The 15,323-nt window shown below is 70.0% G+C and carries 11 protein-coding genes and 2 pseudogenes; 4 read left to right on the top strand and 9 right to left on the bottom strand.

What is annotated here, in order from left to right; translation table 11 throughout:
- Positions 1–11: 11 nt before the first annotated feature.
- Genes ACQP1S_RS12000 through ACQP1S_RS11980 form a run of 5 tightly spaced genes read right to left on the bottom strand, consistent with a single transcriptional unit; the run spans position 12 to position 6,421 of the window.
- The gene (locus ACQP1S_RS12000) at positions 12–1,742 is read right to left on the bottom strand and encodes an ABC transporter ATP-binding protein (RefSeq protein ID WP_091253971.1); all 1,731 of its coding nucleotides are present in this window, start codon (positions 1,740–1,742) and stop codon (positions 12–14) included.
- Entirely contained in the window at positions 1,739–3,421 is a 1,683-nt protein-coding gene (locus ACQP1S_RS11995; protein WP_432906222.1) for an ABC transporter ATP-binding protein, read from the bottom strand. Before ACQP1S_RS11995 ends, ACQP1S_RS12000 begins: the two co-directional genes overlap by 4 nt.
- Entirely contained in the window at positions 3,418–4,260 is an 843-nt protein-coding gene (locus tag ACQP1S_RS11990) for an ABC transporter ATP-binding protein (protein WP_432906219.1), read from the bottom strand. The genes ACQP1S_RS11995 and ACQP1S_RS11990 overlap by 4 nt, the downstream gene beginning before the upstream one ends.
- Positions 4,257–5,294, bottom strand: a complete 1,038-nt coding sequence (locus ACQP1S_RS11985) for a FecCD family ABC transporter permease (RefSeq protein ID WP_432906216.1) — start codon at positions 5,292–5,294, stop codon at positions 4,257–4,259. Before ACQP1S_RS11985 ends, ACQP1S_RS11990 begins: the two co-directional genes overlap by 4 nt.
- A 47-nt stretch (positions 5,295–5,341) precedes the next feature.
- On the bottom strand, positions 5,342–6,421 hold the full coding sequence (locus tag ACQP1S_RS11980; protein ID WP_432906213.1) for a FecCD family ABC transporter permease: 1,080 nt from the start codon (positions 6,419–6,421) through the stop codon (positions 5,342–5,344).
- Positions 6,422–6,517: 96 nt separating this feature from the next.
- On the opposite strand from ACQP1S_RS11980, the gene ACQP1S_RS11975 reads away from it, so the two are divergent.
- Entirely contained in the window at positions 6,518–7,561 is a 1,044-nt protein-coding gene (locus tag ACQP1S_RS11975) for an iron-siderophore ABC transporter substrate-binding protein (protein WP_432906211.1), read from the top strand.
- Between the two features lie 224 nt (positions 7,562–7,785).
- A pseudogene (locus tag ACQP1S_RS11970) lies at positions 7,786–7,944 on the top strand (recombinase family protein); the annotation flags it as partial.
- A gap of 56 nt (positions 7,945–8,000) precedes the next feature.
- Here the strand turns inward: ACQP1S_RS11970 and ACQP1S_RS11965 are convergent.
- The 3 genes from ACQP1S_RS11965 to ACQP1S_RS11955 all read right to left on the bottom strand — a co-directional run bounded on the left by ACQP1S_RS11965 (position 8,001) and on the right by ACQP1S_RS11955 (position 12,540).
- Positions 8,001–8,309, bottom strand: coding sequence for a hypothetical protein (locus ACQP1S_RS11965; RefSeq protein WP_432906208.1), 309 nt, complete (start codon positions 8,307–8,309; stop codon positions 8,001–8,003).
- A gap of 230 nt (positions 8,310–8,539) precedes the next feature.
- The gene (locus tag ACQP1S_RS11960) at positions 8,540–11,674 is read right to left on the bottom strand and encodes an RICIN domain-containing protein (RefSeq protein ID WP_432906205.1); all 3,135 of its coding nucleotides are present in this window, start codon (positions 11,672–11,674) and stop codon (positions 8,540–8,542) included.
- A gap of 707 nt (positions 11,675–12,381) precedes the next feature.
- Positions 12,382–12,540 (bottom strand): hypothetical protein, encoded by a 159-nt coding sequence (locus tag ACQP1S_RS11955; RefSeq protein ID WP_432906203.1) that lies wholly within the window; start codon positions 12,538–12,540, stop codon positions 12,382–12,384.
- Positions 12,541–13,072: 532 nt separating this feature from the next.
- Here ACQP1S_RS11955 and ACQP1S_RS11950 point away from each other — a divergent pair.
- Complete coding sequence (locus ACQP1S_RS11950; protein ID WP_432906200.1) at positions 13,073–14,029, top strand: TauD/TfdA dioxygenase family protein; 957 nt, start codon at positions 13,073–13,075, stop codon at positions 14,027–14,029.
- A 431-nt stretch (positions 14,030–14,460) separates the two neighbouring features.
- Here the strand turns inward: ACQP1S_RS11950 and ACQP1S_RS11945 are convergent.
- Positions 14,461–14,748: pseudogene (locus tag ACQP1S_RS11945) on the bottom strand (hypothetical protein); the annotation flags it as partial.
- Between ACQP1S_RS11945 and ACQP1S_RS11940 the strand changes: the two are divergent.
- Positions 14,693–14,827, top strand: coding sequence for a hypothetical protein (locus tag ACQP1S_RS11940; RefSeq protein WP_432908523.1), 135 nt, complete (start codon positions 14,693–14,695; stop codon positions 14,825–14,827). The pseudogene ACQP1S_RS11945 and the gene ACQP1S_RS11940 overlap by 56 nt on opposite strands.
- Positions 14,828–15,323 lie beyond the last annotated feature (496 nt).

Here is a 15,323-nt window from a genome sequence, read left to right as displayed (position 1 = left end):
GACCAGCGCGCTCAGTGCCGGGCGCGCTGGTCCGACCAGGCCCGCCACAGGGTGGCGTACGGGCCGCCCCGCGCGATGAGATCGCGGTGAGTGCCCACCTCGACGATCCGGCCGGCCTCCAGCACCACCACCCGGTCCGCGCTCACCGCCTGGGTGAGCCGGTGCGCCACGACCAGCGCGGTACGTCCCGCCAGCGCGGCCGTGGCCACCCGTTCGAGCAGGCGCGCTCCGGCGCTGCCGGCCTCCGCGGTGGCCTCGTCGAGGATCGCCATCGGCGGATCGGCCAGGATCAGCCGGGCGAACGCCAACTGCTGTGCCTGCGCCGCGGTGAGGACGTACCCGCCGGCACCGACCTCGGTGTCCAGACCGTCCGGCAGTTGCCGCACCCAGCCCAGCGCGTCCACGGTGTCCAGGGCGGCGCTCACCTCGTCGTCGGTGGCGTCCGGGCGGGCCAGCCGCAGGTCGTCGACGAGGGGCCCGGCGAAGACGTGCACCTCCTGGGTGATCAGGGCGACCTCGCCGGCCGGCACCACGACGCTCCCCCCGGTGGGCCGGTGCACTCCGGCGATCACCTTAGCCAGCGTGGTCTTGCCGGCGCCGCTGCTGCCGACCAGGGCGACCCGCTCGCCCCGGGCGATCGTCAGGTCGACGTCGTGCAGCACCGGCCGGTCCGGCCGGTAGGCGAAGTCCAGCCCGCGTACGACCACCGCGTCCGGTCCGTCTCCGGCGACGGCCCGCTGTCGTACCGGCGGGGTCAGGTCGGCGACCCCGACCAGCCGGTCCAGCCCCGAGGCGGCGGCCTGGGCGTCGTCGACCAGGGCGAGAGCCACGTTGACCGGGCCGAAGAGGCCGTGGAAGTACAGCGCCGCCGCGGTCGCCGTGCCGATGCTCACCAGGTCACCCCGGACGAGGAAGAAGCCGGTGCCGAGGACCGCGGCGAGTCCGGCGAACTCGGCGACGTGCAGCCGGGCGTAGAAGCGGGTCTGTAGCGCGACGCCCCGCAGCAACAGGTCGACCGCCTGCCGGGACCTGGTGGCGACCCGGTCCCGGTGCGCGTCGGCGATGCGGAACGCGCGGATCGTCGGCGCACCGTCGATGGTGGCGAGCAGGTGGTGTTGCTGGGCGGCGACGGCAACCCGCTGCCGGGCGTAGAGGGGCACGGCACGGCGGGCGTACCAGCGGACCGTGTGCGCCTGCACCGGCACGGCGATCAGCGCCGCGACCAGGAACCGCCAGTCGAGCACGGCCATCCCGGCCAGGGTGAGCACGATGGTCAACGCGGCACGGGTGAACTCGGGGACGGCGCTGCGGGCCGCCTCGGCGATCACCGCGACGTCGTTGGTCACCCGGGAGGTCAGGTCACCGGTCCCGGCGCGTTCGACCTGCTCCAGTGGCAGGTGCAGGGCCGAGGACACGAACCGCTCGCGCAGGTCGGCCAGCACTCCCTCGCCGACCTGCGCGAGCAGGGCGACACCGAAGCCGGCCAGGGCCGCCTCGACGACAGCGGCGGCCACCAGCCCCACGCCGGTGAGCACGACGTCGCCGGCGCTGCCCCCGCCGGTGGCAAGATCGACCAGGTGCCCGAGCAGCGGCGGGACCACCAGACCGGCCGTGGTGCCGGCGATCAGCAGGGCCAGCGCCCCGGCCAGCCGGGATCGCCGTGGCCGCACCAGGGCACGCAGCTGGGTCAGGGTGCGCCGCCCGGTCGCGATCGGCAGCAACGTCGTCGATTCGGTGGTCATGCGAGCACGGTCTCCCGGTAGGTGTCGTCCTCGGCGACCAGATCGCCGTGCGTGCCGTCGGTGCGGACGGTGCCGTCGTGCACGACGATCACCCGGTCGGTCACCGCGAGCAGCGCCGGGCTGGTGGTCACCAGGATCGTGGTGTGTCCGGCGCGCATCGACCGCAACCGGCCGGCGATGCGCGCCTCGGTCGCGGCGTCGACCGCGGTGGTGGGGTCGTGCACGACGAGCACCGGCGGTTCACCGGCCAGTGCCCGGGCGAGCGCGATGCGCTGCCGCTGCCCACCGGAGAGCGACCGCGCCCGGTCGTCCAGCACGGTGTCCAGCCCGTCCGGCAGGCCGTGCGCCACCTCGTCGGCGTCGGCAGCGGCCACGGCGGCGTCGACGCTCGCCGGGCGGGCCCGCCCGGCGAGCGAGACGGCGGCGCGGACGCTGTCATCGAACAGGTCGGTCTGGTGTTCGACGGCCAGCACCACGGCCCGCAGATCGTGCGGTGCGAGCGTGGCGAGCGCGACGCCGTCCAGTTCGATCACCCCCGCGGCGGGGTCGTGCAGCCGCCCGAGCAGCCGCACCAGCTCGGCCGCCTCGGCCGGGTCGGTGGCCACGATCCCGACCAGCTCACCGGGAGCGATCTCCAGGTCGATTCCGCGCAGGGGCGGGCTGTCCACCCCGCGCAGCGCGAGCCCGCCCCGCACGGGGGTGACCGGGCTCGCCGCACCGTCGGGCACCGCGGCGGGGGTGTCCAGCACGGCGGCGATCCGGCGGGCGGAGGCCCGGCCCTGGGCGATGTCCGCACCCACCCAGCCGAACGTCGACATCGGACCGACCAGGAACTGCGCCAGGCCGAGCGAGGAGATAAGCTGACCGACGCTGATCTGGCCGTCGAGGGCGAGGAGCCCACCGATGACCGCGACGACCGCCAGGAACACCCCGCTGAGCATGAGCACCAGCCCCTGGTACGCGGCCTCGGCGCGGGCCGCGCGCACGGTCGCGGCCAACGCGCTGCGACTGCGCTGCCGGTAGCGGGAGACCGCCGCGGTCTCGGCCCGCAGACCCTTGACCACCCGGAGCCCGTCGACCAGGTCGGCGGCGATGCCGGAGGCGTGCGCGCCGTGCTCCTGCTCCGTCTCGCTGCGTTCCTCCAGCGGCTTGCCGCACAGCCGGGTGAGCAGCAACAGCGGCGGCGTGCCCAGCAACACCACCAGCCCGAGCGGCACCGAGATGGCCAGCAGCAGGATCGCCGCGAGGGCCAGGCCGACGACGGCGGCCACGCCGGAGGCGACAGCGATGGCGACCGCGCCGACCCGGGCCGCGTCGCTGGTGGCGATCGACACCAGCGCACCGGGCAGTCGGTCGGCTTCGGCGCCACCACGCTCGTGCAGCACCCGCCCGGTCACCCGTAGGCGCAGATCGTGCGCCGCCTGCTCTGCGGCACGTTCGCCGCTGCGCTCGCCGTACCGGTAGCTGTAGCTCAGGCCGACGTAGACGGCGGCCAGCACACCCAGCCAGAGGAACAGACCGTCGATGCCGCCGTCCACCGCCCGGTCGATGATCACACCGATCAGGAACGGCACCGCCGCCTCGCCGGCCTGATGGCCGCAGATCAGCAGGGTGCTCAGCGAGATGAGGCGTCGCTGCCCACCGAGCGCGTCGGCGAGCAGACTCCGGCCGCCGGTCACGCGGGGACCCGGTCGGCGGGGTTCGCCGGCACACCGGCACGGGCCATCCGACGCCGCTGCCGCCCGGCCGGCACCACCATCGGGGTGTCCGTCTCCGGATCGGTCATCACCCGGCAGGGCATCGCGAACACCGTCTCCACCAGCTCCGCCGTCATCACCTCGGCGGGCGGGCCCTGCGCGAGGACCCGGCCCTCGCGCATCACGATCAGCTCGGTGGCGTACCGGCAGGCGTGGTTGAGGTCGTGCAGGACGGCGACGACCGTCCGGCCCTGCTCGTGCAGGTCGGCGCAGAGGTCCAGCACCTCGAACTGGTGGGACAGGTCGAGGAACGTGGTCGGTTCGTCGAGCAGCAGGATCGGCGTCTGCTGGGCCAGTGCCATCGCCAGCCAGACCCGCTGACGCTGACCGCCGGAGAGTTCGTCGACGAACCGGTCGGCCAGCTCGGTCACCTCGGTCTGGCGCATCGCGTCGGTGACCGCCGCCTCGTCCTGCGGCGACCACTGCCGCAGCAGGCGCTGATGGGCGAAGCGGCCCCGGGCGACCAACTCCTCCACCACGATCCCGCCGGGCGCGACCGACGACTGCGGCAGCATGCCGAGCTGCCGGGCCACCTGCTTGGACGGCTGCGACGCGATGGTCTGACCATTCAGGTAGACGGCACCGGACTGCGGCTTCAGCACCCGGGCCAGTGACCGCAGCAGCGTCGACTTGCCGCAGGCGTTGGGACCGACGATGACGGTGAACGACCCGTCGGCGATCTGGACGTCGAGGTCCCGAACGACCACCCGCCTGTCGTACGCCAGGGTCAGTGCGTCGGCCCGCAGCCGCGACTCGGTCATCGCTGTGCTCCTTGTCCGCGGTTACGTCGCTCGTGGAAGAGCAACCAGGTCAGGTAGATGCCGCCCAGGGCGGCGGTGACGAGGCCGACCGGGACGTCGTTCTCGGGCAGGATGCGTTGGGCGACCCAGTCACTGGCCGTCAACAGGGCGGCACCCATCAACGCGGCCGGTAGGATCCCGGCGTTCGGTGACCGGGTCAGCCGGGCTGCCAACGGTGGCGCGGCGAGAGCGACGAACGCGATCGGCCCGGCCGCGGCGGTGGCACCGGCCGCGAGCCCGACGCCGGACAGCGCGAGCACCACCCTGCTGCGTTCGACAGGTACCCCGTGCAGCATCGCGGGCTCGTCGCCCAGGGCCAACATGTCGAGATACCGGCCGTGGTGAAGCGCGACCGGCAGCAGCACCGCGACGGCGACGGCGACCAGCGCCACCTCGGTCCAGCCGGGACCGTTGACGCTGCCGATCAACCAGACCTGGGCGGCGATCGCCTCGTCCAGTCGACTGCGGTAGATCAGGAACGAGTTGAACGAGTCGAGCAGCGCGGACACGCCGACGCCCATCAGCACCAGCCGGAACGGCTGCACCCCACGACGGAACGCGAGCAGGTAGATGGCGACCGAGGTGACCAGGCAGCCGATGATCGCGCCGGCCGCGACCTGGAAGCCGGCACCGTTGAACAGCAGCAGGACGATCAGCGCGCCGGTCGCCGCGCCCACCGTCAAGCCGACGAAGTCGGGGCTGCCCAGGGGGTTGCGGGTCAACCCCTGGAAGATCGTGCCGCTCGCGCCCAGGGCGGTGCCGACCAGCAGGGTGATCAGCACGCGGGGTAGCCGCAGCTCGTGCACGATGAAGTCGGTGCCCGGGTCGCCCTGGCCGACGAGGCTCCGTAGCACGTCGGACACGGGGATCGGGAAGTCGCCGCTGGAGAGGTTGACCAGCGCGACACCCAGCGCCGTGAGCAGCAGCGCGGTGCCGGCGATCAGCGCCCGCAGGTGCACCCGCAGCGAGAGCCGGTTACCCCGGCTACGGATCACCAGCCGGGTGCTGCGCCCGGACGGGCGTAGCTTCAGCCCCGGCCCGCTCACAGGATGCTCAGCCGGCGTCGGCGGCACAGCGCGATGAACAGTGGTGCGCCCAGAAACGCGGTGACCACCCCGACCGGCAGTTCGGCCGGGGCCACCAGGACCCGCCCGAGCACGTCCGAGCCCAGCAGCAGGGTGGGCCCGAGGACGAGCGAGTAGGCCAGGATCCAGCGGTGGTCCGAGCCGGTGAACATCCGGGCGGCATAGGGGACGGCCAGGCCGACGAACCAGATCGGCCCGCAGGCGGCGGTCGCCACGCCGCACAACAGGGTGATCGTGATCATGCCCAGCACCCGGATCCGCCCCGGGTGCGCGCCGACCGAGGTCGCCGCGTCGTCACCCATGCTCAGCGCGTTGAGCTGGTGGCCCAGCATCAGCGCGAGCAGGACGCCGACCACCAGGAACGGCGTCAACTGGGTGATCGTGCCGGTCTCCCGGTCGGCGAGCGAGCCGACGTCCCAGTGCCGGTACCGGTCGAACGCCTCCCGGTGGGTCACCAGGATCGCCCAGACTCCGGCGCCGAGCACCGCGGTGAGAGAGACCCCGGCGAGCACCTGCCGTTCCGGGGTGGGGGCCCGGCCGGCACCGCCGAGCGCGAAGACGGCCGCCGAGGTGAGTCCGGCACCGGCGATGGCGAACCAGACGTACCCGGTCGCACTCGTCACTCCGAGCAGCGCGATGGCCAGCACCACGCCGGTGGAAGCGCCCAGGCTGACCCCGAGCAGCCCGGGTTCGGCCAGCGGGTTGCGGGTGAGCGCCTGCATCACCGTGCCGGCCAGGCCCAGGGCCGCGCCCACGCCGAAGCCGAGGATCGTCCGGGGCAGCCGTAGCTGGTGCACGATCTCCGCCGCAGCGGAGCCGTCGTCGTGCCAGAGCACCTGCCAGACCGTGCCGGGGCCGAGCGAGCGGCTGCCGACCGCGATGCTGAGCGCCACGGCGACGACGAGGGCAACGAGGCCCACGACGAGGCCGGCCCAGCGGCGACCGGTGCGCGACGACGACTCGCGCGGCACCTTGCCGGGTGGGACGGCCCGGGGCTCCGGGCGGGTGCCGGTGCCTGAGGTCAACACGTGCTCCATCCGTCCACCCGTTCGCACTACTCAATTAGGTGAGGCTAACCTACACTCCCGTCCGAGGTCACCACCCTGGGGCCTCGCTGGCAGAAAGGAACAGCCGTGCGGCCTTCCTCAATCCGCCGGAGCGCCACGGTCGCGGCGACCGTGCTCCTGCTTCTACTCGCGGCCTGCGGTGGTGGGTCGGAGCCGTCGGCCCCCTCGTCCAGCGCCGCCGCCTCCGACGCCTTCCCGGTCTCGATCGCGCACAAGTTCGGCACCACCACCATCCCGGCCGAGCCCCAGCGGATCGTGGTGGTCGGCCTGGTCGAGCAGGACGCGCTGCTGTCGCTGGGCGTCGTGCCGGTGGCCACCACCGAGTGGTTCGGTGAGAAGCCGGGCGCCATCTGGCCCTGGGCCGAGGCCGCGCTGGGCGCAGGGGCCAAGCCGCAGGTGCTCACCAGCACCGATGGCGTCCAGTTCGAGAAGGTGGCGGCCCTGCGGCCCGACCTCATTCTCGGCGTCTACTCGGGGCTGACGAGCGAGGACTACGCGAAGCTGGCGAAGATCGCGCCGACCGTGGCGCAGCCGAAGAACGCCGTCGACTACGGAGTGTCCTGGCAGGATCTCACCCGCACGGTCGGCACCGCCGTCGGTCGCAAGACGCAGGCGGACAAGGTCGTCACCGATGTCGAGGCCAGGTTCGCCGCGGCACGCGCCGCGAACCCGGCCTTCGCCGGCACGACCGGCCTGATGGCCACCACCTACGAGGGCTACTACGTGTACGGCCCGCAGGACTCGCGTGGTCGGCTCCTCACCGACCTGGGCTTCACGCTGCCGCCCGGGCTGGCCGAGGTGACCGGCAAGGAGTTCGGCGCGAACCTGAGCCGGGAGCGCACCGACATGCTCGACACCGGCGTGCTGATCTGGTTGGTCGACAGCTACGACACCGACCGGGCGAAGGTGCAGGCCGACCCGCTCTACAGCAGGTTGAAGGTCAAGACCGAGGGTCGCGACATCTACCTGGAGAACGAGGAACTGGTCGGGGCCGCGACCTCGTTCATCACCCCGCTGAGCCTGCCGTTCCTGCTGGACAGGCTCGTTCCGCAACTCACCGCGGCGGTGGACGGCAACCCCGCCACGGCGGTGCAGCGCGCCGCCACCTGACGATCCGGCGGGGAACTGCTCCAGACCGGACAGTTCCCCGCCCGGCGGGCCGCGACGGCGCAAACGGGGCCAGCGACCGGCTTCGCCCGACGTCCTGTGCCGAGGTAGAGCCGCGATGGCGGGCGCGGCACCATGACCGGCTCACCGCGCGGACCCGCCGCCACCGGATCGGAGCAGCGCGCCGTCTATATCGCCTGGAACCCGACCCCGCCACCGCGCACCACGTGCGGTGGACTGTCGACCAGCGGCTCGCGGGTCGCAGCGCGGCAAGCATCGCCCGCGCGCTCCACGACACCGGCGTTCCCTGCCCATCCGGCACCGACCCGGCACGTGACCCGCACCGCAGCGGCCAACGCTGGATGCTGACCACCGCCGCGGCGAGCCTGGCCAACCCCCGCTACACCGGTCGGCAGTCCTGGAACCGGCAACGCACCGACCATCAAACGGACAGCGTTTTCGCGGTCCGGTCAAGCAGGTCTTGGGCACCAACGCCGACCCCCGAATCGGCGTCAGTCAGCAACCCCTGCAGCACAGCCTGGAAACGGGCGCGATCCTGCAACGTGGAACGAGTCAGCTCGAACAGGACAGCGCTCAGCGCACCACTGAGATGATCCGCCGTCTCCGGCTCCGCCACGTGCCAGGCCCGAGCGAACAGACGCAACGCGGCCGCGTCCCCGCGCCGCAGTAACGCCTCGGCGGCAGCGTCCGTGACAGCCGTATCACCAGGATCAAGCAGAAGGGCCTGCACGTCTCACGCCATCGCCGACATCCCGCCCTATCTGCCACAGAGCCGAGCGCGGGCGGTCCGCAGGTTGTTCGACTGGCGGGTGCAGGCGGTTGTGGTGGTGACAGGTAACGTGGCGGCCGGACCCGCCGAACAGGCTAACCACCTCTGTCGCTCGCTGCTGATGGCCAACGGACGCTCCGCGCAGACGGCCTGTGCCGATGAGCCCTGTTGGCCCTCCGGCGCGACCGGCATCACGGCCGGACGGCCCCGACGGCATCCACGACGAGAGTGCCGCTGCGCACCATGATCTGCACGGTGTGCGTGCCGGCACCGAGGTTGCGCAGGGCGTACGTCTGATAGAACTCGGGAGAGGCGAGTGTGCTCGCTGCGGAGTTGACCACCGTACCGTCCACCGTGACCTGCAGGACGGCCGAGCCGTTGTTCGGCCCGATGATGTCCAGTCCGGTGCCGGCGAACGTGTAGGTCAGCGTCGAGCCGCTTCCCTGGCTGGTTGACAGGCTCCGCTGAACGTTGTACATACCCTTACCGTTCTCGTGCGCCCAGGACCCGCCGTACACCAGCTTCCTGGCGACCGGATTGGCCAGGTCGGACATCTCCAGGTTGTCCAGCACCTCGGAGTAGTACGGCGGGCTTCCGTCGACCGTCTCCACCCGGAGGTTGTCAAACCGGGTGAAGTAGTAGCCGCTGCCCAGCGTGATCCGGCCGGACAGCTTGGGATTCGGGTCGGTGTAGGTGGCCAGTGTGACGCCGTCGAGGTAGGCGGTCACCGTGCTTCCGACGCCCTTCAGCGCGATGTTGTGCCACGCGTTGTGAGCGGTGTTGAACCCACCGATCCGCACGCCGCCGGCGCCGCTGACCACGTTTCCGCTGGCGACCGCGCTGTTGTTGACCAGCAACTGCCAGCCCCCGTCGAAGGTGAACCTCACCGAGTACGGCGCACCGTTGTCACCGTGCTGCTCGCGGATGCCCAGCCGGGCGTGGTTGGCGCCGTTCTGGGTGCTGCTGTTCTCGAAGGAGACGTCGACACTGGCCTTGTAGTTGAGCCACCGGCTGTCACCGATCCTGGTGACCGCGTCCCCCCCGTTCCACGCACCGCCCAGGCCCTGGCTCGGGCTGTCCAACTGCTGGCGCAGCACGTAGTTGGTCGATCCGTCCGGCTGGTACGCCTCGAAGGCGCCGTTGCGGTCGCTGGCGTAGCGCGGGATGACGCTCCTGGTGCCGCCACGCGAGGTGATGAAGTCCTCCGTGCCCGTGATGGTGCCGCCACTGCCGATCACCGGGACCGTCTTGCCGGAGTAGTCGAAGCCGTCGGCGTAGAGGATGTTGTCGCTGGTGCTCTGCACGTCGCCGGAGATGTCGGTGTCCAGCACGGTGCGCTGGCCCTCCACCGGCAGGGGTTCCAGGTACTCGGGCTTGGTGTGGTTGGCCAGCGTCGTCACGGTGACGACCGAGTTCGGCCTGACCGTCACGGAGTACACCCCGCTGTCATCGGCCTGGACGCTGCCGAGGTGCTTCAGGTAGTTGGCGTTGAACGCCTGGCCGGGGTCGGCCGCGCGGGTTTCCCACAGCTGTAGGGCGGGAGTGCCGGAGTAGGCCATGTTCACCGGCTGGAGGCGGTACGACTGGGTGTACTCGCTGTCGTTCATGAAGACCGTGGAGAAGTTGCGCCTGTCGGGCGCGGCGAGCGTGAGATAGCTGGGCGTGCCGTTGCGTCCGACCACCGGGTTCGTCCCGGTCGCTCCGGTATAGCTGGATTCGGGGACGGCGCGCCAGATACCGGCCGTGTTGCTGGAGTTCTCCCAGCCGGTCTTGGCGAACCAGCTGAAGTGCCGCAGCACGTCGATGGCGGCGTCGTAGTGCAGCCAGCCCGACCAGGGATCACGGGCGCTGACGACCTCCTTGTAGGAGTACTGCCCACCCTCGTAGAAGGACCCGATGGCCGGTTGGTAAATGAAGTTCGTCCGGCGCGAGTTGACGAAACCCTTGATGATGGTGTTTCCCATCTCCAGCGCACTGTTGGTGCCGCCGATGCCGGTACCGACCACCGACGGGGACCGCATGTTGTTGTTGGGGCGGAAGGCGGAATTGCCGAAGGTCGCCTGTGCTTCGCTGTTCCAGATCTCCTTGTCGTAGTCCATCGCCAGGCGCTTGAAGTTGCCGGCGCTGTCGTCGTCGGGGCTGTAGTGGTAGCCGGCCGCCGCCACCACGTCGCGCAGGCCGGCGTCGCTGATCATGCTGCCGCCGAACGACCCGACACCGACCTCGTCGGAGATGACGACCTTGAGCTGGTTGTACCGGGATTGCTCCGTCGAGTTGGCGAAGTCGGCACTGTCGGTCCTGACCCGGTTGGCATAGGTCTTGGTCCAGTTCAGGTCCGCCCCGCGCTCGTTGAGACCCGGGTTGACGTAGTCGACCATGAACCCGTAGGTCCGGTACGCGCTCAGGATGGTCTTCTTGAACCAGGTGTAGACCTTGTCGTTGCTGTTCGCCCAGCCCGGGGAGTTCCAGCGCAGCAGGGACACCTTGACGTTCGGGTTGACCTTCTTCGCGTCGGCCGCGAGTTGGAAGCCCTGCGCCCGCTTGACGTTGGGGGTCTCGGACTCCCAGCGCATGGTCGAGGGGTCCGGTCCGGTGGAGTTGTTGCGGTCGTTGCCCATCTCGATCTTCACGTTGGTGAAGACCGGACTCTCCCCACCGAAGAGGACCCGCAGCAGCTGCGCGTACGCGGTCGGGCTCTGGGCCTTGTAGTCCATCAGCAGCTCGCTGGTGCTGTTGGCGCTGAGCGCACCGAAGCCCTTGAACGTCAGGCCGTTGACGTTGCCGGCGCGGACGTTGTTGCCGTCCACCATGATCGTGCCCGATCCCGGAGTCGACACGTCAGTGACGATCCACTGCTGGTTGGTGCTGCCGCTGTTCGCGTACTGGACGAGGTTGGCGCCGTCGGACGTGCTGCCCCCGCCATCCAGGTACAGCCCGTTGACCCGGTTCCTGAACTTGGCGTAGCCGCCGGAGTCCTCCCGGGTCCACTGCTGGTTGGTGCTGCTGCTGTCACTCCACTGGCCGCAGATGGATCCGCCCGTCGTGCGGCCCATCCCGTCCAGGTACAGGCCGGTGGCCCGATTCTTGATCCGGACGTAGTTGCCGACGGCCTCGATCGTCCACTGCTGGTTGTCGCTGGACGACGAGGAATACTGGCCGACTGCGGCGCCGTTGGTGGTCCGGCCCATGCCGTCGATGAACTTGCCGGTAGTCCGGTTGCCCAGTTTGACGTAGGCGGCGGCTACTTCCGTGGTTAGGCCCACTGGCGTGGATGCGACCGGCATGGCCAGCACGTACGTCAGGGCAAGCGCTGCGACCGACAGCATGCTCAGCGCGGTGGGCCTGACGCGGGCACGGCGCGGGCGGGCTACTCCCGGAGTCTGCCGAGGCGGAGCGGATCGAGGGCTGGTCATGAGATCTCCAGTCAACCGGTCAAGGTGTGGCAGGCGACGCCTCGGGCTCGCTGGCCTGCGGTGTCCAGAGGTGGCACGTCATCGTCTGATCGCATCGACTCACATGTATACCACCCGGATCTGGAGATGCCAGGAACCGGACCGAGACGTGCAAGAAAGTGCAGGCTCGAACATCCGGCCGTCCGGCGGGAGGACCGCGACGGATCCACCCAGCCGTCGGGGCCAGGCTGGGGACAGGATCTCGCGCTTGAACAGCGGGACGAGTGCCTGCCGGCCCCAGGGCTGGAACTCACTGACGTGCTCTCCACAAGATTCCGGCAGGCATCGGTATTCGTAGGGGGTGAGGTGGAGGGCGGCACGGGCGACGTCGCCGAGGCTGCGTGGGCTGGGGTGCGGTGGCCTAGCGTGCGCCAGCGGCCGGCCAGGATCGCGAAGCCACGTTCTCCGAGGCGCCGCATTGGTCGAAGGACGGCGTTGCAGGTGCGGTTGTCGACCGCGAGGCGACGGCCGTCGGTGGGTTGCTTGTGCGGGGTGTGGATGCCCTGGCCAGCGCCTTCGTCGCCAGTGTCGGCCAGGATGGGTAGATGCAGTTCGGAGGCTGCCCAGCACCGGGCGCCGTCCTACCGGTGGGCGCAGGTGAGATCGGGCAGGTGCCCCGACATGGCGTCCGAGGTCCAGATCGGCAGGCCGTCGGGGCGCATCACCGCCTGAATGCTTGCGCCGAAGTCGCGATGCTCCCCGGAGTACCAGGCGTCGATCGTTTCGCCTTTCACACTCACGGTGGTCTCGGCCAGCCGGATTGCAATTCCGCCCTGATCGACAGCATTCGCGACCGTCCAGCTTTAGCGCTTGCGCTACGCCATGAGTGTCTGGCCGGAGTTTATCCGCAAGTCGCTGACGGCCGGCACACTGCCAGGGTCGGCACCTCATGTATCGCCCGGCTGGCCCGCCCACATAGGGCCAAGGGCCTCAAAACGGCCAACCTGAATCAGGATCAGACGTCCTCTCAGACACGCGACACTAGCGCTCCGGCCACCCCATGGAGGCGAACGCGCTACTCGACGCCCTCCTTGAGGAGGAAGGCATGTCCCGTGCCGGGCTGGCCGTGCGGGTCAACCAGGCTGCCGAAGTCCGTGGACGGCCCCGCGCTACGACCACTCCCCTGTCATCCGGTGGCTGAATGGTCGGCGACCGCACGGCACAGCTGCCAACCTGGCCTGCCAGGCAGGCCAAATTTTCTTTGACGCACGTCGGCCGCGCCCACGATACGATTGATGTTCGATGATGGCTTACTCTTCGAGGGAAGCGCGCATGCCGATCACCACCACACCGATGTCGCCGTACATCGGTCTGGAAGTTCATGGCCTCGACCTGGAAGAGGACTTCGACGAGTCGACGCGGCAGACCCTGCTGGACGCCTGGATTCGCGGCGGCATCCTGCTGCTCCGCGGCTGCCGCTCCGCCGAAGCACACCTGCGGCTGAGCCGCTGCTTCGGCAAGCTTGAGTCTTCGGCGACGCCCGCTCTCAATGTCGACAACAATCCCTATCTGATGGAGCTGAAATACGATCCCGAAAACCGCAAGGATTTCCCCGCCGCCATCATGCGTGTCAATGGTGTCGAGCGTGCCGGCTGGCTGGGCTGGCATTGGGACCAGTCCTTCACGCCGGTGATCGCGCGCGGCGCGGCGCTGCGAATGATCGAGCCGGCGGCGATCGCGGGCGAAACCGGCTTCATCGACGGTATCGCCGCCTGGCAACGCCTGCCGGTGCAGTTGCGGGAGCGCATCGAGGACCTCGAAGTGGTCTACCATTTCTCACCTCAGATGGACAAGAACCCCTATGGCTTTCCGCCCGACCTGGTGAACCTGAAGACCGACTCTGAGAACATGGCTGATCTCCGCAAGTACAACTTCCCGCCGGTGGTGCACCCACTGGTCATCGTCCACCCGGAGACCGGCCGCAAGGTGCTCAAGCTGTCGCCGATGCACGCCAAGCACGTACTCGGCATGGACACGACGCAAAGCGATGCCCTGCTGCACCGGCTGGCGGACCACCTCGTGGACGAGCGCTACGCCTATTTCCACAAGTGGAGCAAGGACGACGTCATCGTCTGGGACAACTGGCGCGTGATCCACAGCGCCGCCGGCGTGCCCTTGGACGTGCGCCGTCGCGCGCACCGCACCACCCTGCTCGGCGACTACGGCCACGGCCGCTACCTCGACCCCGCGCTGGGCCGCGAGCCGCGCACGGCGACCATCGTCGACTGAGGCGGTGAGCGCATGCCCGGCTCCCAGTACTCCAGCCGCACCTGCCTAGTCTGGAGTTTCGCCAGGTCATCGGTGTAGTCGACGCGTGAGCGGCGCCGGCCGTACAGCTGCGCGTGTCGATGCTATTCATGCGGTGAGTGAGGTGGTCGCACTGTCTGACGGCCTCATCCCCCTCACCCTCGGCGAGGTCCGCCGTCTCCTGGCACACCTGATCACCACGATCCGATCCTTCGACCACATCCATCGATGGTCACGATGGCGACGCCGACACCAGTACCGCGCCAGAACAGCCCACTACCAGCGAAGACTCCGACTCCATCAGGCACGGCTGGAGCACCAGTCCTGGTGGAGGCCGGGCAGTACGTCCTGCGGCGGGATCGGGTGTCGTCCGTGGACGACGTGCTGCTCAACGCCGCCGGCGTCGGGCTGGCCGCGCTGGCCTCGCGGCTGCGTGTCAGGAGGTAGCCGGCACAGGCCGTCAGCGCCACGGTTGCCAACGCTGCGGACGGACCGATGAGTGCGCGGCCACCCTCGCGGGAGCCCAGCGCGGCTCCGAAGGAGCGGTGAGCCATCAACGACCAGCGGGACCGCCACGACAGGGCCGACCCGATCGAGAGCGCGGACCCGATGGACAGGACCGATCCGGCGGAGCCGACGCTGCCGATGGACAGCACCGAGCCTCGGGATCCGATGGACAGCAACGAGTCGGTGGACCACAGCGGCAGCCGTGACGAGCGGGTGGAGGTCATGAACGGATCATGCGGCACTGCTGTTGCTCCCGCGGCCATCCGGATCTGACCGGGAGCAGCCGCCGCGACCGCGGGTGGCGTCTGACCTCAATCTGACGGAGAGGGAGGGGGTGGGCACGGTCTGTGCGGGATTTCGACCGGCACGGCACCGGGGGCAAGGAAGTGAGCGGCGTCGATTGACGGATGGCTGCCCGGTCAGGAGACTGACTGACGCAGGTAAATGTCATGGGAGTGTTCACAGGGTGTTACAAATCCAAGACCGCAGGTCGGCGGGCTGAGATTCCGGGCCGGAAGGCCAGTCGGAGGCGCATTGCGTGAACGCTCCCCGTCCGCGTCCGCTGCTACTGCTCCGACCAGACCGGGACATCCCGACGGTGATCGGCATCCGCACTGCCGTGTCGCTGCCACGGCCGCGCCTCGGCGCGGTCCGAGGGTCGCCACCGTGCCAGCCCACAGGAGGTACCTGAGCCGTGTCGACACCTTCGGCGGCACCGGCGGCACGTCGCGCCTCCCGACACTGACCCGCACGAGCCCCCAACTGGTCG

Origin of the sequence: Micromonospora matsumotoense (assembly GCF_050951065.1) — a bacterium.
Lineage (GTDB): Bacteria > Actinomycetota > Actinomycetes > Mycobacteriales > Micromonosporaceae > Micromonospora > Micromonospora matsumotoensis.
This window is presented reverse-complemented; position numbering and strand designations above follow the sequence as displayed.

Excerpts from the sequence above, each read along its gene's own strand:
- ACQP1S_RS11980 (WP_432906213.1), bottom strand. The coding sequence starts at position 6,421 with ATGGAGCACGTGTTGACCTCAGGCACCGGCACCCGCCCGGAGCCCCGG.
- ACQP1S_RS11940 (WP_432908523.1), top strand. The coding sequence starts at position 14,693 with ATGGACAGCACCGAGCCTCGGGATCCGATGGACAGCAACGAGTCGGTG.
- ACQP1S_RS11990 (WP_432906219.1), bottom strand. The coding sequence starts at position 4,260 with ATGACCGAGTCGCGGCTGCGGGCCGACGCACTGACCCTGGCGTACGAC.
- ACQP1S_RS12000 (WP_091253971.1), bottom strand. The coding sequence starts at position 1,742 with ATGACCACCGAATCGACGACGTTGCTGCCGATCGCGACCGGGCGGCGC.
- ACQP1S_RS11960 (WP_432906205.1), bottom strand. The coding sequence starts at position 11,674 with ATGCTGTCGGTCGCAGCGCTTGCCCTGACGTACGTGCTGGCCATGCCG.
- ACQP1S_RS11950 (WP_432906200.1), top strand. The coding sequence starts at position 13,073 with ATGCCGATCACCACCACACCGATGTCGCCGTACATCGGTCTGGAAGTT.